The organism is Pedobacter sp. BS3 (genome assembly GCF_008274585.1).
GTDB lineage: Bacteria > Bacteroidota > Bacteroidia > Sphingobacteriales > Sphingobacteriaceae > Hufsiella_A.
On sequence record NZ_VTRT01000001.1, the window covers coordinates 125962 to 147160 of the forward strand.

Annotated in this window: 14 protein-coding genes; 5 read left to right on the forward strand and 9 right to left on the reverse strand. The window is 44.6% G+C overall.

Annotated features, from left to right (window positions below; genetic code table 11):
• The first annotated feature begins 1 nt into the window (after position 1).
• Positions 2-1600 carry a M28 family peptidase gene (locus FW774_RS00495; RefSeq protein ID WP_149346209.1) on the forward strand — a complete coding sequence of 533 codons (1599 nt, stop codon included), beginning with the start codon at positions 2-4 and terminating at the stop codon, positions 1598-1600.
• Positions 1601-2070: 470 nt separating this feature from the next.
• Here FW774_RS00495 and kduI read toward each other — a convergent pair whose 3' ends face one another.
• The 3 genes from kduI to FW774_RS00510 all read right to left on the reverse strand — a co-directional run bounded on the left by kduI (position 2071) and on the right by FW774_RS00510 (position 5077).
• Positions 2071-2901, reverse strand: a complete 831-nt coding sequence (gene kduI, locus FW774_RS00500) for a 5-dehydro-4-deoxy-D-glucuronate isomerase (RefSeq protein WP_187774816.1) — start codon at positions 2899-2901, stop codon at positions 2071-2073.
• Between the two features lie 90 nt (positions 2902-2991).
• Positions 2992-3762 (reverse strand): 2-dehydro-3-deoxy-D-gluconate 5-dehydrogenase KduD, encoded by a 771-nt coding sequence (gene kduD / locus FW774_RS00505; RefSeq protein ID WP_149346211.1) that lies wholly within the window; start codon positions 3760-3762, stop codon positions 2992-2994.
• A 196-nt stretch (positions 3763-3958) separates the two neighbouring features.
• Positions 3959-5077 (reverse strand): family 43 glycosylhydrolase, encoded by a 1119-nt coding sequence (locus FW774_RS00510; RefSeq protein ID WP_242457662.1) that lies wholly within the window; start codon positions 5075-5077, stop codon positions 3959-3961.
• A 120-nt stretch (positions 5078-5197) separates the two neighbouring features.
• Between FW774_RS00510 and FW774_RS00515 the strand changes: the two genes are divergently transcribed.
• The gene (locus FW774_RS00515; protein WP_149346212.1) at positions 5198-6169 is read left to right on the forward strand and encodes an energy transducer TonB; all 972 of its coding nucleotides are present in this window, start codon (positions 5198-5200) and stop codon (positions 6167-6169) included.
• A 12-nt stretch (positions 6170-6181) separates the two neighbouring features.
• Here the strand turns inward: FW774_RS00515 and pepT are convergent, their stop codons facing one another.
• Entirely contained in the window at positions 6182-7429 is a 1248-nt protein-coding gene (gene pepT / locus FW774_RS00520; protein ID WP_149346213.1) for a peptidase T, read from the reverse strand.
• A 124-nt stretch (positions 7430-7553) separates the two neighbouring features.
• Here pepT and FW774_RS00525 point away from each other — a divergent pair, with 124 nt between their 5' ends.
• Positions 7554-8258, forward strand: coding sequence for a hypothetical protein (locus FW774_RS00525; protein WP_149346214.1), 705 nt, complete (start codon positions 7554-7556; stop codon positions 8256-8258).
• Positions 8259-8309: 51 nt separating this feature from the next.
• A complete protein-coding gene (locus tag FW774_RS00530; protein ID WP_149346215.1) occupies positions 8310-8924 on the forward strand; it encodes a rhomboid family intramembrane serine protease in 615 nt (204 codons plus the stop codon).
• 32 nt (positions 8925-8956) lie between these two features.
• Here the strand turns inward: FW774_RS00530 and FW774_RS00535 are convergent, their stop codons facing one another.
• From FW774_RS00535 to FW774_RS00555, 5 genes are all read right to left on the reverse strand, one after another.
• A complete protein-coding gene (locus FW774_RS00535; protein ID WP_149346216.1) occupies positions 8957-10321 on the reverse strand; it encodes an acetylxylan esterase in 1365 nt (454 codons plus the stop codon).
• 12 nt (positions 10322-10333) lie between these two features.
• A complete protein-coding gene (locus FW774_RS00540) occupies positions 10334-12262 on the reverse strand; it encodes a sialate O-acetylesterase (protein WP_149346217.1) in 1929 nt (642 codons plus the stop codon).
• Positions 12263-12504: 242 nt separating this feature from the next.
• On the reverse strand, positions 12505-14604 hold the full coding sequence (locus FW774_RS00545) for an endo-1,4-beta-xylanase (protein WP_149346218.1): 2100 nt from the start codon (positions 14602-14604) through the stop codon (positions 12505-12507).
• Positions 14605-14635: 31 nt separating this feature from the next.
• Positions 14636-16444: a RagB/SusD family nutrient uptake outer membrane protein gene (locus FW774_RS00550; protein WP_149346219.1), complete on the reverse strand. Its 1809-nt coding sequence runs from the start codon at positions 16442-16444 to the stop codon at positions 14636-14638.
• Between the two features lie 50 nt (positions 16445-16494).
• Positions 16495-19629: a SusC/RagA family TonB-linked outer membrane protein gene (locus tag FW774_RS00555; RefSeq protein ID WP_149346220.1), complete on the reverse strand. Its 3135-nt coding sequence runs from the start codon at positions 19627-19629 to the stop codon at positions 16495-16497.
• Between the two features lie 349 nt (positions 19630-19978).
• Here FW774_RS00555 and FW774_RS00560 point away from each other — a divergent pair, with 349 nt between their 5' ends.
• Positions 19979-21007, forward strand: a complete 1029-nt coding sequence (locus tag FW774_RS00560; RefSeq protein WP_149346221.1) for a LacI family DNA-binding transcriptional regulator — start codon at positions 19979-19981, stop codon at positions 21005-21007.
• Positions 21008-21199: the final 192 nt, after the last annotated feature.

Consider the following 21199-nt stretch of genomic DNA (forward strand, 5'->3'; position numbering starts at 1 on the left):
TATGGTACGGTTTGTGAAATGCGGTCTGTTATCCCTTGCGGGGATTTGCCTGTTTATAAGCAGCTATGCACAGGATGCTGTCGCCCAAAAATACGCAGCTTATATTGATGCAGCTGATGCCCGGAAGCATCTAAGCGTGTTATCATCAGATGCGTTCGAAGGGCGTGAGACCGGCAAACCGGGAGCGGCAAAAGCAGCAAAATACATTGCAGAGCAATTTAAGGCAATGGGGCTTAAAGGCCCGGTAAATGGTTCGTATTTTGAAGATGTGCCACTTACCGAAAGCTCATTTCGCATTAAAACATCACTGGTAAATAAAAAGCCGTTCACATTTGGTAAGGATTTTTACATCACCGGAACCCCGGTGTCGGCATCTGTTTCGGCCAATCAGGTAGTATTTGTAGGCTATGGCATTACATCCGATAATTACGATGACCTAAAAAACACCAATATTGCCGGTAAAGTGGTGCTGGTCATTAATTCCGGCGAACCGGTTCAGAATGGTATTTCGGCTGTAACAAAAACTAAGGATTTATCTGACTGGACATATATTCGCTATAAACGGATTAAATTTCTGCAAAGCAAGAAACCTGCGCTCATCTTAGCGGCAAGCCCCGTTGTAAATCAGTATCTCGCCGAAGACGCCAACTATTTTACATCGCCTAAACTGGCCATAAAAGGAAAGAAATCTGATATAGACAATAATGTCCCGGTGATCAATATTACTACAGATCTGGCCGACCGCATTCTGGCTTCATCAGGTAAAACCTATAATGATCTGAAAACGGCCATCGATAATACCCTGTCGCCGAAAACCCAGGTAATTAAAACCGGGATTTCTTTTGCCTTTGAACAAAAATTGAAGGATGTGCATGCCGCAGACGTTTTGGGTTACCTGGAGGGCAGCGACCTGAAAAATGAAGTGGTAGTATTTTCGGCCCATTATGATCACATCGGGCTAAACCCTGACGGGCCGGATAAGGTAAATAACGGGGCTGATGACGATGGCTCGGGAACAACAGCCATTATAGAAATTGCACGGGCGTTTACACAGGCCAAAAAGGAAGGACACGGGCCTCGCCGCAGCATCTTGTTTTTAAGTAACGTGGGCGAAGAAAAAGGATTGCTTGGCTCGGAGTATTATACGGATTTCAATCCCATTATTCCGTTAGAGCGTATTGTAACCGATCTAAATATCGATATGATCGGTCGTGTTGACCCGGCGCATTACAAAAACCCGGATTATTGCTACCTGATAGGTTCTGACAAATTAAGCACCGAGCTTCACCAGATCAGCGAAAAGGCCAATGCAACCTATACCAGGCTAACCATTGATTATAAATATAACGATCCGAACGATCCGGAGCAGATCTACTATCGCTCAGACCACTATAATTTTGCCAAGCATAACATCCCGATAATCTTTTATTTTAACGGCGTTCACGAAGATTACCACAAGCCGGGCGATGAGATCAGCAAGATACATTTTGACCTGCTGGTAAAACGTGCTCAACTGGTATTTTATACCGGATGGGAAGTTGCCAATCGTGATAAGCGCCTGGTTGTAGATGTAAAAAGCGATATGCGCCCGGAAAGGTAGGGCAGATCCTGTTCTTCTAAAGCTTCAGCTTTATCAACTCTTATTTTTTCAATAGTATCTCATAGCGAGCAACTATTTTATTTTTTTACATGCAGCTAATTTCAGTTTATATCAAAAAGGCTGTCTAAGAACATGTTTAAATTTCATATATGTGGTAAATTGAGGAGCTGACCGTTTGAAACGCTCCAGGTAAAGCCTCCGTATTTATTCTTTGTTTTGACATCTCTTAAAATTAATCAGCAAGCCGGAGGCTTGAGTGTACGCGAACGAAGCTGGAGCTTCGCCCGATCAGAAAATTAAATGGACGGTGAAGACACCGTCCATGGTCTCAGTTGCTGCTGGTGGGGGACACCAGCAGCAATAAAAACATGATTTCATAAATTTAAACATGCTCTAAAAAGCTCCCGGCCAGCCAGGCAATGTCTTTTGACTTTTTAGACAGCCTCTTATTTGCTTGTTGTATTATCCGCTTAGCGCAAATCTTTAATGGCAACAGCGTCCATATCAGAATATACCAGGTTTTCGCCGGCCATAGCCCAGATAAAACCATAGTTTGAGGTACCTCCGCCCGAGTGGATAGACCACGGCGGTGATAGAATTGCCTGATCATTTTGCACCACTAAATGGCGGGTTTCCTGCGGCTGACCCATAAAATGGAAAACCACCTGGTCTTGGGGAACATCAAAATAGAAATAAGCTTCCATCCGGCGGTCATGCACATGCGATGGCATGGTATTCCACACACTGCCAGTGCTTAAAATGGTAAGACCCATTACCAGCTGACAGCTTTTAGCGCCTTCCAGGTGGATGTACTTGTAAATGGTACGCTCATTAGCGGTGTCTTTACTACCTACAGTGGTTGGTAATGCCGCTTCCTTTTTAATCAGCTGATGCGGATATTCTTTATGCGCCGGAACGGAATACAGGTAAAACTTGGCCGGATTTTGTGCCGATACACTTTTAAATACCACACTTTTAGATCCTTTACCCACGTAAACAGCATCCAGGCGATTAACCTGGTAAACCGTGCCGTCTATGTTTACTTCGCCATCGCCGCCAATGTTAATGATACCCAGTTCACGACGCTCCAGGAAATAATCTGCACGCAGGTTATCATAAACCGGTAATTCAAGCGCTTGGTTAACCGGCATTACACTGCCAACAATGGCCCGGTCGTAATGCGAGTACGTAAAGCTGAATTTATCCGGTTGCATCAGGTCTTCGATCAGGAAATTTTCCCGTAATTCGGCAGTGCCAAGTCCCGCAACCTCTTTAGGACTTTGTGCATAGCGTTGATTCATATTCATGTTATCAGATTTTAATGTTTTAACGAGATAAACATCCGCCTAAGCGCAATTTTATCTCAACTTATTATTAGTCTTCAACTCATCCTATCGTCCCATCCAGCCGCCGTCAACGGTTACAATGGTTCCGTTTACATAATCGGATGCTTTGGATGCCAGGAACACCGTCACTCCCTTAAAATCTTCGGGCTCACCCCAGCGGTTTGCCGGAATACGATCCAGGATAGATTTGCTGCGTACAGGATCATTTCGTAGGGCTTCGGTATTATCGGTAGCGATATAACCGGGCGCAACGGCATTTACATTAATGCCTTTTGATGCCCACTCGTTTGAAAATGCTTTTACCAGACTGCCTACAGCGCCCTTGCTGGCTGCATATCCGGGTACATTAATCCCGCCCTGGAAAGTAAGCAGCGAAGCAGTAAAGATAATTTTGCCTGAGCCTTGCTCCAGCATCCGTTTACCGATCTCGCGGGTGATGATAAACTGGCTGTTCAGGTTAATGTTAATTACCTTATCCCAGTATTCGTCCGGATGTTCGGCAGCAGGAGCACGTAAAATAGTGCCTGCATTATTTACCAGTATGTCTATCCTCGGATTTTCTGCCAGCACTTTCTGCAAGAAGCTTTTCACGGAATCGCGGCTGTTCAGATCGGCCTGGTAAGCTTTAAATGATCGGCCCAAAGCAGTTACCTGCTTTTCGGTATCGCTGCCCGATGTGGCAATGGATGATGATACACCGATAATATCTGCTCCGGCTTCGGCCAATGCTACAGCCATAGCCTGCCCTATGCCCCGGTTGCATCCTGTTACCAGGGCTACTTTCCCCGAAAGGTCAAAAAGAGATTGTATGCTCATTTTATTTTTGATTGTTTGGTGCGACCAAATTAAGGCTAATGGCTAACAAATAAAAGTTTAGGACAATAACGCGTACAAATAGGCCAATAATATGACACTATTGTTGGCTTTTTGAAACATGCAACTGGTACATGTGATACAGAATTGATGCAGTTTAACTATCTAAAACCGGGCTAACAAACAGTTAAAGGTACCTCTATTTACTATTATAAAATTTATCCGTCCGCTCAACATCAGGTATTAGCTTGCCATTTTCATCAAACTTCAGCGCTACAACAGCAGGACGACAGGTAACAGGATATTCCTTACCCCGCTGTCCCCGCGGATTAAAGAACGTGGTAGACCATAGTCCGCCATCTTTACCGGTAAACGTATTATTATGCCCGCCTTCCAGGATTGCCGCGTATCTTGGACCATAAGGGCCGTATATATTGTCGGCTTCGGCAACCAAAACATCGTAGCTGATGATGTTGTCATTCCTGTTTGCATCCGGGCGGATATAGGTGTACGTTCCGTCAGGCTTTTTAACCGACCAGTAGGTCTGCATCAGCAAGTATTTGCCCTTATGTTTGGTCATATAAATGCCTTCAATATACGGTTCAGGATTAAAAGGAGTCTCTTTCAACCGTTTCATCGGCCCGGCAAGACCGCTCAGATCGTCCTTCATCTTACCGATAAAATGGTTGTGGCCGAGTAAATACACATCGCCATTATCGTCCTCAAACAGGCTACCATCTATATGATCAAAAATGGGGCCGTCCTCATTTCCCTCAATGTTAGCGTATGGTCCTTCCGGCTTCCCGCTGGTACTTTTAAGAATAAAAGTGTCGCCGTGACTGATACAAGCTACAATAAGCCATTGCTCTTTGCTTTTGATATAATGGATCTCAGGCGCCCAGATGCCTTTATAAGCCGAAGCTTCTAACTGGGTTTCCGGGTTTTTTGTCCGAACAGGACGCCAGTTTTTCTGCCAGGTAGCATCTTTGTCCATAGACCAGATACATCCCAGTTCTTTCCAGGTTTTGAGATCGGGTGAGCTCCACAGGTAAATTCCTTTTTTGCCGGGAGGCTTTGAAACAGTGCCCGTCATGTAATACAAGCCATCCGGCCCAAGTGTGATATACGTATCGCGGAGCCATTGGTTTAAAACAGGGCGAACGGAGGCGGGCATGGTTACACGTTTATCGCCAACCGGCGCCGTGGGATCGCTGAATTGCTGGGCACTGCAAAAAGAGCTTGCAATTGCCAGAAGTACGATCAAACTGCCTTTAAAATAGTTGAACATGGTGATATAATATCCACTTAAGCAACGCAAAATAATATCAATAAAAGATTTTTTATATAAGATTTGTAAGAGATGATATAAGTTTTGTAAGATTAGAACCGTGACGGAATTTTTTATACTTTCGCCATCACATAACCTAAATTCTGATCAATGAAAAAAGTATTACTTCTTATCTGCCTGTTAAGCGGCATTACGCTTACATACGCACAAAAAAAGCAAAAAGTTTGGTATTTCACCAATGATGGCCGAGAGGTGAATAATAGAGACAGCTCGGACTATACACGTATAGTTGAGAGTGAAGAAAACGCTAAAAACTTCACTTTGCGGGAATATTATTATCCGAACAACACTCTTAAAACAACGGGTAGCGTATCATCTTTTGACCCGAGATTGGTTTACGAAGGTGAGATCATATCTTATTATAAGAACGGACAAAAAAAGAGTGTAAAAAATTATGTTAAGGGTCGGCCGGTGGGATTAGCAACTACTTATTATACCGATGGAAAGTTAGAGGCACGCATGAATTATTCAGGCGGTATAAATATTAATGAACCCGCCGAGCCAGCCTATATACTTATTGAATATTACGATACTCAAGGAAATGCTTTAGTAAAAGATGGAAACGGTAGCTTAAGCAGATGGAATACAGACTCGACTTTTGTTGAAGAAGGCGCTTTCTTAAATGGCGTTAAGACTGGTACCTGGACTGGGAAAAGTCTAAAAAGCGGATTGTCATACAAAGAGGAATATACTAACGGTAAGTTTGTAAAAGGAGTTACTACTACATCAAAAGGCAAAAAAATCAGTTATGCAGATATAGTGCAACTACCTCAATTTGATGGTGGTATAAAAAAGTTTTATAAATATATATCAGAAAACTTTGTATATCCGCCCAGTGCTAAAAAAGATGGTGTATCCGGTATGGAAGTGGTTAGTTTTACAGTTGAAAAAGACGGAAGTATTACCAACGTTAAAGTTTTGCGATCACTGGGTGCTGCTATAGACCGCGAAGCTATACGCATAATGCAGGAATCTCCCGCTTGGATTCCGGCTAAACGACGTGGCATACCATCGCCTATAAAATATACTATTCCTATACGATTAAATTTAGAAAGTCGATAAGTCGGTTACATCTCACTCAGCCCATATTGCAGCCAGGTTCACAATGGTTTGTACCGCTTTTTGCATATCCTGTACCGACACCCATTCGTGCTTGCTGTGAAAGGCATGCTCACCGGCAAAAATATTGGGGCACGGAAGTCCCATAAATGATAAACGGGAGCCATCTGTACCTCCCCGAATGCTTTGCAATTTGGGCTTTAGCCCGCTGCGTTCTACCGCTTTGATGGCATTTGCTGTTATTTGGGGATATTGGTCAAGCACCTTTTTCATATTGCGATACTGCTCTTTGACCTCAAGCCGGTAGCTTGAATGAGGATAAGCTTTTATAACGGATGCGGTAATAGCATCGAGCGTTTGCTCGTATTCGCGGAGCTTTTCATCGGTAAAATCACGGATAATAAATTCAATGGCAGCCTGTTCAACTGTTCCGCTGATGGCCACCGGGTGAATAAATCCTTCTTTACCCGAAGTGCTTTCGGGCGATAAATTTGAGGGCAGGGCAGCTACAATTTCCGAAGCGATCTTAATGGCACTTTCCATCTTGCCTTTGGCAAATCCGGGATGAGCGCTTACTCCCGTGATCATCAGCTTAGCGCCATCGGCCGAAAAGGTTTCATTTTCTATCGAGCCAAGGGTTTCGCCATCAATGGTATAGGCAAAATCGGCTCCCAGCTTTTGCAGATCAACGTTATCCACGCCGCGGCCAATTTCTTCATCAGGTGTAAATAGAATTTTCAGTACGCCATGCTCCACTTCTGGATGGCTGAGCAGGAAAGCTACGGCATCCATAATTTCGGCAATACCTGCTTTATTATCGGCGCCCAGCAACGTTGTACCGCTGGCTGTAATAATGTCGTTCCCAAATTGTTCTTTTAAATCCGGATGATCTGCCAGGCGGATAACCTGCGAGGTATCATCCGGTAAGATCATATCCTCACCCTGGTAATTCTTATGGATAAGGGGTTTGACACCCTCGCCGCTGCAATCGGGCGAAGTATCCATGTGCGAGCAGAAACATATTACCGGGATATTATTTTTTGTACTGGTTGCCAGTATGGTAGCATAAACATAACCATGTTCATCAACATGAGCATCCTGTACACCGAGCTCAATCAGCTCATTTGCCAGCAGCCGGGCCAGGTTCTTTTGCTTTTCTGTAGACGGGCAGGTTTGGGAATATGGGTCAGACTGAGTATCAATAGCGACATATTTTAAAAAACGGGGTACAACAGAATACGGATAGTCGTTAAAATTTATCATTTGAAAAAAGAATTATTATCAGCATTTTAGCGAAATATAAAAATTCGGGCTGATATTTTTTGTTTGGTAAAAAAAACAGTTATTTTACATCGGCAAACGGTTAATTACTTAAGATAATATTACCTTGAAAAGAACCGCTCTTTTATTGCTTCTAAGTTGCCTCTCGATTGCAGCCTCGGCACAATATAACTATTATCGTATAGCTTTTGGAATAGGCGGCGGTATGAACCGGTATTTCGGCGATGTTGAGTATAAGCCAAAGTACAAACCAACCATATCGGCAACACTTGATTATAACTTTACACCGTTTGCATCTGCCGGCATTGAATTTCAGACGGGCACTATATCAGCCGGCGACTCAATACCTGCTCCTGGTAATCCTCATCTTCGTTATTTTAAGAATGGGTATAAAGCGATCATACTGGGCGGAAAAATACAATTAGGGCAGGTTGTTGACATTCAGTCCAGCGATTTTCTATACTATGTTCGGGGATTTTACCTGGGATCCGGAGTCGGGGTGGTAATGAATAAAATGAAAGAGATTGTTCGTATTAAGCCTGATGGGAGCAACTATCCATTTCCTGGCTTAAATAAATCAAAAGATCTCCTGATCCCGGCCAATATCGGTTTTAATTTTGATTTCCCGGATCAGTGGGGGTATACCCGTTTTATTTTCAATATCAATTATCAATTTAACGTGACCCTTGGCGAAGGATTAGACGGATATAATGATCCAAAATCATTAGGGTTTAAAAACTCTGCTCCGGATATGTTCCATAACCTCACCATCGGCATTAAATATTGCTTCGGCCCCGAAGGCTTGTATTAATTTGCTTACTTACTGTTTATTGTCTGTGCATCTGCTATATATTTGCAGCTTATGCAGCAATTATTTAACGAAGCCCCCGTAGCCAGTATTATTTTCCTGTTTACTATTATAACCAGCCTGTATGCATTTTACAATCATAATGTACATGGTAAATTTATGCTGCATCCGTACAGCGTGAACCGGGGTAAGCATTTGTATACGCTCATTACCAGTGGGCTGATCCATGCCGATTGGGGGCATTTGTTTATGAACATGCTTTCGTATTATTTCTTTGCATTCAGCCTGGAAACGTTTATCGGCCATTGGCAGTTTGGCGTTTTGTATGTGGCCAGTCTCGCATTAAGCGATGTAACAACCATCCTGAAGCATAAAGACAATTATTATTATCATAGTTTAGGTGCGTCGGGCGCTGTGTCTGCGGTGGTATTCAGTTTCATCCTGTATCAGCCTTTAACCAGCATGATGATCTTCCCGCTGCCGATACCTATCCCTGCCGTTTTATTCGGAATATTATACCTGGTTTACAGCGCTTATGCGTCCAGGCATTCCAGCTACATTAATCACGATGCCCACTTTCTTGGTGCTATTACCGGTGTTGTCATTACGGTTATTTTACACCCGGATGTTGTGCCTTATTTTATCCATCAGCTTGCAACAGTATTTTAGTCATATCGAAGGAACCATCAAAAAGGCTTCTGCTAATCGGCAAAATACCTTTCCGCAAACCGAATAAAATAAGGCCAGTTAGGCCCGGTAGTATGACCGCCGCTATGTTGCCTGAATGCAATTTCTCCGCCGGTTAACGAGGTTTCAATTAGTGGAAACTCCATGGTACCCAAGCCCTTTTTCCCTAAAAGCTCATACACTTTGCCGGCGTAGGCGCCACCCAGAAACATTCCTTTAGCATCTACCCAGTTGCCTTCTATCTGCGGCGAACCGGCGCTAATAAATACCGGCCTCGGTGCGCATAGCGCAATCAGTTCATGAGCGTCTACCGGGAAATCCTGCGGTGTTAAGGGGCCTGCATACTTTATATAATTTCCGGCCATCCAATGGTATTCGGATGAGGATGCCACATTTTCTACCTGTTCGCCGAATACACGGCGATAAAGTTTTGTTCCTCCCTGACCGGATGAACCTATAAAGGCAATGGCAAATCGCTGGTCATAAGCCATGGTAACAATAGCTGCCTTTCCGTAGCGGGAAACGCCTTCAATCCCCACACGCTTAGCATCTACAGCGGTATCCGTTTCAAAATAATCCAGCGCCCGGCTTGCTCCCCAGGCCCAGGCACGTAAAGCCCCCCAATCGTCAGGTTTACGGCGCTGTCCTTTATTTACCAACCCGATAATGCCCTGGGTAAGCCCGGCACCATTATCGGCCTGAATACTGGTAGGAACAATAATGGCATATCCCCAACCTTCGGCTAATACCTGCTGTTGCCAGGTTGGCTGGGTATTACTTGAAGGAAAAGAAAAGCCCGGCGGCATTATAAACCCGAATTCCATCATTACAGGAACCGGTGTTTTGGCATTTGCCGGTGTGGTTAGCGTAAGCTGAATATCAACATTAATAGCCGGGTAAGCTGAGTTGTCTACATGTCCGATGAGCTTTTTTGTGATAACCGGTATGCCCTCTTGTACCGTGTCTGTTACAGCTATAACCTGCCAGTTTACCGGCGGCATATATGCAGGTACCCGGCCATAAATTTCCCGGTCAAAATATTCTTTTATCTGGGGCCGGCGTTTTTTCCACCATATAGCAGGCGTCGTTACCTGCTTACCGTTGTCGAGTACCAAGGCATCAGGCAGGTCACGGTATGGCGTTGCTTTGGCTTCGTTGGTATTGGCGGCATTGGAAGCCTGTGGATTTCCGGAGGGACCGGGACGAAGCGAACTGATATGCAGCGTATGAAGCATTTGCCGGTAATCTTCTTCTGTTAATTTTTTCAGGCTGTCTCTTGCTGCCTTAGAAAGCGGCTGGGCATAGCACACACCGGTTAACCCGATACAGGCAATTAGCAGCTGCCAGACTTTACAGGAAAAAAAACGTGTTATGATCATACTTAAAAGATATTAATCAGTTTTAAAAGGCGATGCCGGTAATCCTTCACGATTGTATAAATTAGCTCCTTCGGGATTATCAGCCCAGGCATAACGCACAGCCACGGGTTTGGCAACCAGATCGCTCCATACAACTACCTGGTTATTATGTATCTCGGCCTTTGCCCATACAAATTTTTTATCGGCTCCGGCAATGGCAAAGTAGTTCAGGGATGCATTTCCCTTTGCCATAAGCCCGCTGCCTGTATTTGAAAAGGAGAGAATGACCTTATTTCCCTCAACCCTCATGGCTTTATAAAGAGGGCCGGAAAAAACAAGGTTATCAGCTCCATAGGCTATTTTCTCTGCTGCCAGTGCAAGCCGCTTTCCCACGTCGGCCTTATTAAGCGGATGCACGTCATTCCACTCACCAATATCAATGGTAACCGCCATTCCGGTGCAGGGGACGGATAATGTTTTCAACTGTGCATCGCGTACCATGGCCCAGTTGCTTTCGCCGGGCTGGTTTTTAACTTCCATGAAATTGGCTAACTGAACGTATAAGAACGGGAAATCTCCCTGCTGCCATTTCTGCCGCCAGTTGGCAATAACGGCCGGAAATAACCGGTAATATTCTTTTGGCTGTGCCGTGTTCGACTCACCCTGGTACCATATCACGCCTTTGATCCGGTAATTTAAAAGCGGGGCGATCATCCCGTTGTATAGTCCACCCGGCTGATATTTTATGGTTGTTGTGGCGGGTGTCGGGCCACTAACAGTTCCTGTATTGAATAGCCATATACCTTTCAGATCCATGGTGTCGTTGCCACTGGTGATCCGGTAAGGCTTATCAGGGACAAACCCACCTTTACCTGCATTGCTGATCACTCTTACCACCAGCACATTTTTACCCGTTTTAAGTATCCCTGCGGGGATCTCATATCTGCGGGGCGGGTATTGATAGCTTATCTCTCCAATCTTAGTACCGTTAAGATAGGTAAAATCGGCATCGATAATTCTTCCCAGCAGCAGCCTGGCAGGTTTGCCGGATAGCCAGGCCGGGATATCGAACTCTTTGCGATACCAGAATGCACCATTCAGCGCTTTTATGCCCTGGTCAAACCAATAGCCCGGTACCTGTATATTGCGCCAGTTGGTAGCGGGATAAGCCGGATCATACCAGGGTGTTTCTTCATGCAAGCCTCTATCCTGGTCATTGACCTGGCTGTACCAGGCTTTTACCGCATGTTGGTCGGCATTTTGCAAGCTATCGACAAACGCCCGGTTGCTAAACTTTTCTGCCTGCCTTAGCTGTGCGGGAAACGCTTTGAGCGCATCTTTACTTAGCCAGGCTTCTGCAGGTGTACCGCCAATACATGCCTTTATCAGGCCTATAGGAACATGGTGTTTCTCATAAAGTGCTCTGGCAAAAAAGTAGCCTACGGCGGTAAAATTCATAATGGTTTCCGGATTTGCTTCTTCCCAGCGTCCTGAGCGGACGTCTGTATGCGGTAAATTAAAATCATAACTTTCGGGCACATTAAATTGCCGGATAAAGCTGTTTTGTGCATGCGCAATTACGCCGGCATATTTTTCTTTTACCCGTTCCATTGGCAATTCCATGTTCGATTGCCCGCCACATACCCAGACATCTCCCACCAGTATATTGGCTAACCGGATGGTGTTATTACCGCTGATCAACATAGTATATGGTCCGCCGGCCTTTAACGGCTGAAGATTGAGCTTCCAGGTACTATCTGCTCTGGCAACGGTTGAGTATGTTTTATGCTGAAATGTAACCGATACTTTTTCTCCGGCCGCGGCCCATCCCCACAGTTGTACCCTGATATCCCGCTGCAATACCATGCCATTGCTGATCAACCGGGGAAGCCGGATATCGCCCAAAGCGGTTTGAAATAACAGTATACTTACAGACAGCGTAAGGAAGTTCCTTATGTTCATTTTGACAGGATTACAAGCTCGGCTTAAGAACATGTTTAAAAATAGTTAAGCTGCAAAATATATTTAAGACTGTACCGGATTATAAATCCGTATTTATAACCGACGGGATTATAAATCCGTCGAGCTAAAGCTAAACTTTTTAGACGCCCTCAACTAATCGGGCCAATAAGTTAAACTATAAAAGGCTATCCAAAGTATGGCCGACATTTATCTGGCACACTTTGAATAGCCCGAAGTGAAACTTATTGTCCTTTTAAAGCCTGTAATACACCGGAGTAAGCCGGTTTTTTGTTATAATCTTTATCAAACAGTAACGGGAACTCGAACCGGCCATTTGTTGCCAGCCAGCTATCTTTATCAGAAACTCCCCATATTGTAATTCCGTAGCGCTGAGCAGCAGGTATGTACTTAATATATGATTTTACTACATAATTGTACATGGCGGCCTGGTATGCCCAGTTAGTTGGCGATGGCGCAAAATTGGGCTTTACAGGATCAGGGTTAACCTTGACATCAAGCTCTGATATCTTGATCTTTAAGCCTGTAGCCGCCAGCTTTTGAAATGCAGCATCAATACCGGCACGTGATGTATTCCAGCTTATGTGCATTTGTGTGCCAATACCATCAATTTTAGCTCCTTTACCTTTAAGATAGGTTACGTATTTAATTAATGAATCAAGCTTGGCCTGGTTTGACTCGAGACCGTAATCATTAATAAACAATAAGGCATCCGGATCGGCAGCTTTGGCATATTGAAATGCTTTTAATGCGTAATCGCGGCCCAGGTAATCAGACCAGAAGAAAAAGTCTTTAGCACCCTGGGGAATTGAAGAGTTGTCTTTAACCCGCAGTCCGCTGTTTCCGTCAGCCATGGGTTCATTTACCACATCCCAGGCTTTTACTTTGCCTTTATAATGTGTTAACATACCGGTTATAAATGTTTTCATGGCATCATCAACTTTGGCAATCTCATTCTGGTTACCGCCTCCCGAGCCGGAAGAGCTGGCATCAACTACAACTACATCGTCAATAAAATAGGTGTTGGCCTTTAAACCCATGTCAAATAATATCCGGGTTTGTGCGTCTTTGGCAGTAAACGTCCAGGTGATCTGTGTCCACGCTGTGCCAATGGTCTGGTCGCCCTGGTATTGTGCCGTTGGGCCTGTTGATAAGCGGGCAGAGCCGCCGGCCGTTGCCGCTTTGATCCAGAAGGTTACCTTATAATCCTTATTGGGAGTTGTAGTAAATAAATCGCTGGCAATCTGCACTTTCCACTGCCCGCCTGCATTATCATTAGGATTTGTGATTTTTAACGAGCGGTTACCACCGTGAACTTCACTGGAACCTGAACCGGCAGTAAATGTAGCGCCATTGGTGTTATAAACGCTCCAGTTGGTGAATGTATTTCCGCTTCCGGCTTCAAAATTGCCGTTAAGCAGCAGTGAGGTAACTGGCGGCGGAGCATCTACGTCGATAATTTTCACATCATCGATAAAATAAGTATTAGCCTTTAAACCCATGTCAAACAATATGCGGGTCTGGGCTTCTTTGGCGGTAAACGTCCAGGTGATCTGTGTCCACGCTGTGCCAATGGTATGGTCGCCCTGGTATTGTGCTGTAGGGCCTGTTGATAAGCGGGCAGAGCCACCGGCCGTTGCCGCTTTGATCCAGAAGGTTACCTTATAATTATGATCCTGCACGGTATTAAACAGGTCGCTGGCGATCTGTACTTTCCACTGGCCTCCTGCATTGTCATTGGGATTTGTAATTTTTAACGAGCGGTTACCACCGTGAACTTCGCTGGAACCTGAACCGGCAGTAAACGTTGCGCCATTGGTGTTATAAACGCTCCAGTTGGTGAATGTATTGCCGCTGCCGGCTTCAAAATCACCGTTAGCCAATACGTTAACGGCATTATCATTGCTTCCTGATGTTAACGTATTCAAATAAGTGGCATTCTGATTCTGATGCCATACCAGGGTATGGCCATAAACCTCTAATCCGGCCTGTGTGGCTGCATTGTAGAGCTGATCGGCCGCGGTAAAATCAAGCGTACCATCGTCTTTCACAATAGCTCCGTGTTTCATCAGGTAACCAAAGGTTACTACACTGGCTTCGCGACTTACAATGTTCCTGTAGGTGGCATCGTTTAAAAACGGCTGGTTATCTATGCCTATTCCTATCGGGAAACCGGCGTAGGTTTTAAGCGGCCCTACGGTATCGGTAAAATTACCGGTGCTGTTAGCCCCGTTGTATATGTCCTTATCGGGCTTGCAGGAATGCACTCCCCAAATTACCCCTAATAGTATTACCGGAATAATTTGTTTTATTTTGATTGTCATGTCTTTATACTTTAAGAGTTAACGATATATTTTAGTAATGCGGATTTTGATATTTCGCCCTGTCCGGATCAGTTACGCTTTTTATTTGTGAGTCTGGTATGGGTCTTAATAAATGGTAATCCTGAATATTGGGTGCACCATCGGGGTTATATTGCTTTACCCGTTGTACCAGTACTTTCCGCATAGCCAGATCGGGCCACCTGACGCTTTCGCCGCATAGTTCCCGTGTGCGCTCATCTAAAATAAAGTTCAGGTTAATATCGCCGACACTGATGCGCATTGCCGTTTTTCTGGCTGCAAGCTCAGTATCTGATAATCCGGGCCGGAAAGCGGCACGTTCCCTGAGCGTATTGATCAAAGGCACGGCATCTGCCGGGTGTCCATCCTGTAAAGCGGCTTCTGCTGCCAGCAGATATGCTTCAGAGAATTTGCTTACTACAAACGGACGTCCCGATACATCCTGGTAGTTTGCCCGTACGGTATCGTCGTATTTTTTCAATGCCGGGTACAGGTTATTTGCGGTGTTTTGATTGCTATAATACTCGCTTGGCCCCAATACTTTATATTTTTTACCGGCCGATTTTAATGCGGATGCCCGTGCATCGGATGGTGCAAGGTAAATGGCGGTATCGCCAATGGCAAATCCTACGCCTGCCAGCTTGGTTTTAAAGGCTTCCAGATCTGCACCTGTTCTCAGGGTTGCTACCCGCCACAGGGTACGGAAGGTATTATCATACCGGCTATCGTTTATCTTATCGGCAAAGGCCTGCTGCCAGATGTAGGCGGTTGGCGCAAAACGCCTTAACGGACGGCCATATTGCAGAGGCCTGTCGTCAATAAGCGATACGCCTGATACCACCGCGGCGCCCTGATAATTGGGCTGGAACATGTTTGCTGCAATGTTAACCTTACCATCAAATGTATTCGATGGATCGGCCACCTCGTTACTCGCATTATTTAGCGGAAGGCGCTCAATGGAAAACAGGATCTCGCGGTTATAATCGTTACCTTGCTTATGGATCATGCCGTAATCGGCTAATAATTCTACGCCGTACTTCCCTTTATTGTTGATCAACTCCATGGCCGTATTGTAGGCATTTTTAAAATCATCAGCTTGTTTTGCCGAGGAATAAGCCCGGAAAAGGTATACTTTTGATAACAGATGCAGCGCTGCTGCCTGCGAAACACGGAAGGCGTTAGACGGCCTTGTTACAGGAAGATTCTGACTGGCAAAGGTCAGATCGTCTATCATGGCCTGGAAGTCTTTCACCAGGATCGCATCTACCGGCAGCCGGTTAAAGCCGGTATAAGGCTGGTTTGTAAAAACAAGATCACCTGAGCCCAGATCTACCGGGACAGCGCCAAACTGCTCTACCAACAGCAAATAATTCTGTGCCCTTAAAAAGCGGGCCTCGGCTATAATAGCGTTTTTCTCAGATTCGTTTAAGTTGCTTATATCGGGTGTAAATTGTAAAATAGCGTTACACAGGTTAATATTGGAATAATTGCGATTCCAGGGGGTCAAAATGGCTCCGTTGGTTGCAGCAATTTTGTAGGTTCCTAATTCTAAAAATTGCGGCTCCTGTCCGGTAGCTACCTGGTCGCCGTAAGTCCATTCATCGGTACCCATATTGGCCAGACCGAGGGCTCCTACAGGGCCAAAGTCATAACGTAAGCCTGAATACACAGAAACAATGGCGCTTCGTATACCTTCAGCAGATTTAAAATAATCTGTGGTAAAGCTGGTATATGGATGCTCCTCTAATCGTTTTTCGCAGCCTGTGCCAAGCAACAGGGCCATGCTTAACAGAACTGGTATTTTATATTTTCTTTTCATCATTGTAAGCTTTTTGTATAAAAATTAACGTATTCCTTAGTTAAGTCCGGTAATTAAAACGTGGCGTTGATACCAAACATGAATGAACGGGTAGGTGGGTACGATGTTCCGATGGTTAAAGCACGGGAAGCAATATTACCCGGATTGGATACACCCTGGTTACCGGTTCCGGTTGGTTCCGGATCAAGCCCGCCTGCTTTTACATAAGGTGAATATAAAATAAACGGATTCTGGGCTGTTACATAAAATCGTAAGGACTGTGCGTGTATTTTTTTGGCTAAGGTATTGCTAAGGTTGTACCCGAAATTGATACTTCTGATCTTTATAAAACTGGCATCATAATAGCCTAATGTGGTCCACGCATCTGTTTGAGGACTGAATTGAGCCTGGGGCATCGGGAAATCATTAGTAGGGTTGGTAGGTGTCCAGTAATTAACGGCCAACGCATTCCGGCGACCGTCTAATACCGTGAGATAACCTGCCAAAGGCTGATGTATCTGGCTGATCAGCGTTCCTCCAAAGCGGGCATAAGCCACAAACGACAGATCAAATCCTTTATAGCTGAAACGGTTAGTTATACCTCCCTGGATCTTTGCTTCTCCGCTGCCAATAACCTTTTTATCGTATTGGTCAATCTTGCCGTCAGGCTGATGGGTTTCCAGTCCTGTAGACGGATCTATTCCGTTGTTATCTTCCAGCTTGATCTGCCCGGGCACAGCGCCATAAGCAGCAGCTTCGGCAGCTTCATCCAGCTGCCATATTCCGAGTTTCTTGTAATCATAGATCACAGTTAACGGGTATCCAACAAACAGCTGGTTGTTCAGTAACCGGTCTATATTGCCATTGATCTTAAGCAGCTTATTCCGGTTAAAGAAGAAATTCAGATCGGTATTCCAGTTAAAACCTCTGCTATTTTTTATGTTAACACTTGATAAGGACACCTCCAGACCATGATTAGCCATTTTACCCACATTGGTTAAGAACTGTGATTCAATACCTGATGTTGGAGGCAGGGTTATACCGTACAATAGTTTATTGGTTCTGGCTTTGTACCAGTCTATAGTTCCGGTTACACGGTTGTTCAATATCCCGAAATCGAGCCCTAAATTAATGGTACGGGTATATTCCCAGTCCAGGTTAGGATCAACTATCCTGTTAATGTAGTAACCAACTTCCTGGTCTTCGCCGAAATTATAGCGTGGGCCTGAGCTTACACCTCCAAGTGTAGAATAAACGGCTACGGCCTGGTTGGAAGTTTCAGCATACCCCACTCTTAATTTCAATGCTGATATGGCCCGTATATTTTTCATGAACGATTCATTATGAATGCTCCAGCCTGCTGCTACGGCAGGGTACTGGTGCCATTTGTTGCCCTCGCCCAGGCGGGATGAGCCATCGCGTCTGCCGGTAACAGTGATCATATACCTGTCATCATACACATAATTGGCCCGCAGCATATAAGAGATCAGCGCCGACGACTGTTCTGAGCCGTTGAGCACAGCAACAGGAGTAACGGCAGATAATCCCAGGTTATAAAACTGGTTAAAATCGGCAGTGATAGAATCTTTCTGCACCGATGTATTATGTGCATGATTTTGTTCTAAACTATATAAGCCGGTTAACGACAGACGATGCTTTTTCGCAAAGGTCTTGTCGTACGTAACCATGTTTTGTATTAAGTAGTTATAGGCAACGCTGTTATTTACACTGGCAGTATTGTATGAGCCCGGTCTGAAATAGCTGTCGGTTCCGCGGAACTGGTCGCCCTCTTCCTGGCTAAAATCAAGGCCGGCTGTGAAGATATATTTCAGACCATCAATAATTTCATACTGGCCGGTTATGTTGTTAAATGTACGATACCGGCGAACCTGGTCTACCCAGCTATTTTTATCTTGATACAGCAGCAAGGGGTTATAGGCACTGTTCTTTTCGTCGATATTACCGGCGGGTTTTTTGTTAATAGTGCCATCGGCATTATAAGCCGGCATCAGCGGGCTGAGCGACAAAATCGGGAACGTGTTGATGCCAAACTGCGACCCATGGGTAACACTTGCATTGTTCAGGCTGGTAAGGCTCACTTTTATTCGTTTACCGATATTAAAATCTCCTGCAGCACGTAATGAATAACGGCCAAAATCCTGCCCCGGCAACACGGCAGTTTGTTTAAAGTAACCGCCTCCAACAGAAAACCTGCCTTGTGCACTACCACCGGAAATAGTCAGATTGTTATCCGTCATATAACCATCTTTATACATCAGCTCCTGCCAGTCTGTATTTCTTCCAATGGCTATTCCTTCAAGCTCTTCGGGCTGATATCCTCCAACAAAAGTGGAGAGGTCTCTTAAAGCACGGTATTGGGTGGCGTTGAATACCGGGTATTTGCCTTCGGGAGTGCTTATGCCATAGTAAGTGCTTAATGAAACCCTTGTTTCGCCTGCACTTCCGCGTTTAGACGTAATTAAGATCACGCCATTAGAACCTCTCGATCCATAAATAGCAGTAGCCGAACCATCTTTCAGCACATCTACCGATTCTATGATGTCCGGATTAATATCATTCATTGTACCGGAGTAGGGCACACCATCCAAAACAATTAAAGGATCATTGGATCCATTGATAGAGCGTTCTCCGCGTATCCTGATCTGAGCGCCCGCACCGGGACGGGTACCAATAGTTTGTACTTCTAAGCCGGCAGCCCGCCCTTGCAGGGCTTGTTGAAGGTTAGCTGTAGGGACTTCTTTTAACGTTTCTCCCTTTACCGACACGATGGAGCCGGTAACATCTTTACGCCGCTGGGTTCCGTAACCCACTACCACTACTTCCTCCAGCGAATTTTTTGCAGCAGCAAGACGTACATCAATCACATTTTGGTCGCCTACTGCAACTTCCTTACTCACATAGCCGAGGTAAGAAAATACAAGTATGGCAGAAGAGGGTGCGCTAATGATATAGTTTCCATCTGTATCGGTTGAAACACCGACTTTTGTGGTCTTAACCAATACCGACGCTCCAATTAAAGGTTCACCGGTTTCGTCGGTAACACGCCCTTTAACCATTTTTCGCTGTGCATAAAGTTCCTGGATAAATGATCCCTGGATAAGTGCTATTATCAAAAATGATAATACATTACGCCATATCTTGTTCTTCACCGATACGGCTGCTTTTGGTTTGGTATTTTTTTCTCTCATAATACTGGTTGGTTATTAATTTGGAAAATAAACAGTCCTTTACCGGGTATATCCTGCCGGACAGATCTTATAAAATCCTGTTTTTTTAATGCTTATGCTGTACCGAAGCCTGGCTCTTAACAACATGCATACGTAATGAAGGTGCATCATAGCTGATTAATTAAGGTTTAAAATGTGTCTCCCTGGAATTACTTTTTTAGAACCCCGGGGGTATGTTAATTAATTGGTTAGGATAAAAGTAAAGAGTTATTTTCATAAATGCAATCGATTGCATAAAATTTTTTATTATTTTTTTATTTATGTTCAGTTAAATTTGTTTTAACCCATATTAAAAAATGCAATCGATTGTATGAAAAAGGATAGAGATATTACGATTTATGATATTGCTCATGCACTCCGTATTTCTGCCACCACCGTAAGCCGGGGACTGAAAGATCATCCTGCCATCAGTAAAGAAACCAAGAAAAAGATATTGAAAACGGCCGAGCAGATGGGTTACCGGTTTAATGCTTCTGCCAGCAACCTGCGTATGCGTCGCAGCAATACTATCGGGGTTATTGTGCCCCGGTTAAACAGCAGCTTTATGGCCGATGTAATTGCCGGTATTGAAAGCGTAGTTAATCAAACAGCTTATAACCTGCTCATCAGCCAGTCGCTGGAAACCATGAGCAAAGAGATATCCGGCACCAAAACCATGTTTACCAATCGCGTAGACGGCCTCCTGGTATCGCTGGCGTACGATACTTCTTCTATTGACCATTTTATTCCCTTTCTGAATAAAGGCATACCGGTTATTTTCTTTGACCGGGTGATTGAGCACAAACTTTGCCCTAACATTACCATAGATAACTATAAGGCCGGCTATGAACTTACAGTTCATCTTATTGAACAGGGTTGTAAAAAGCTGGCTCATGTTACCGGCAATTTATTGCGTAATGTATATGCCGAACGGTACAATGGCTTTTTGCAGGCTCTGGCCGATTATAATATCCCGTTTCATGAAAAGTACCTGGTGATTAATAACCTCAGCTTATCAGAAGGCCATGTCGCTGCCGATACCTTCATGCAATTGCCGGAACCACCTGATGGTATATTTGTAGCAAACGATGCCTGTGCAGTGGGGCTTATGCTACAGCTAAAAAAAAGCGGGATACAAATACCGCAGGATATAGCAGTAGCGGGCTTTAATAATGACGCTATGGCTGCAGTGGTTGAACCGCATTTAACCACCATCAATTATAAGGGCTATGAAATGGGTGAGATAACCGCCCGGCTGCTCACCAGTTATCTTGATAACCAGTCTGATCTTCAGCAAACCGGTAAAATTGTCCTGCGGTCTGAGCTTATTATACGGGAATCGTCGTTGAAAAAACGTTAGTGTGCCGCTATATCACCCCCGGGCTGAGCTTCGTGAAGATACGAATGCTGTTAAGTTAAGCCTTCTACACAGCCTGGCGCAAGGTTAAGATTACTTATTTGAATATTTAAAGTTAGACTGCTCAATTATCCACTTTTCATTGAGATTGCACTGCTGCGGCTTACCTTTTCATTATAAAAGTCCAGTTGTGCA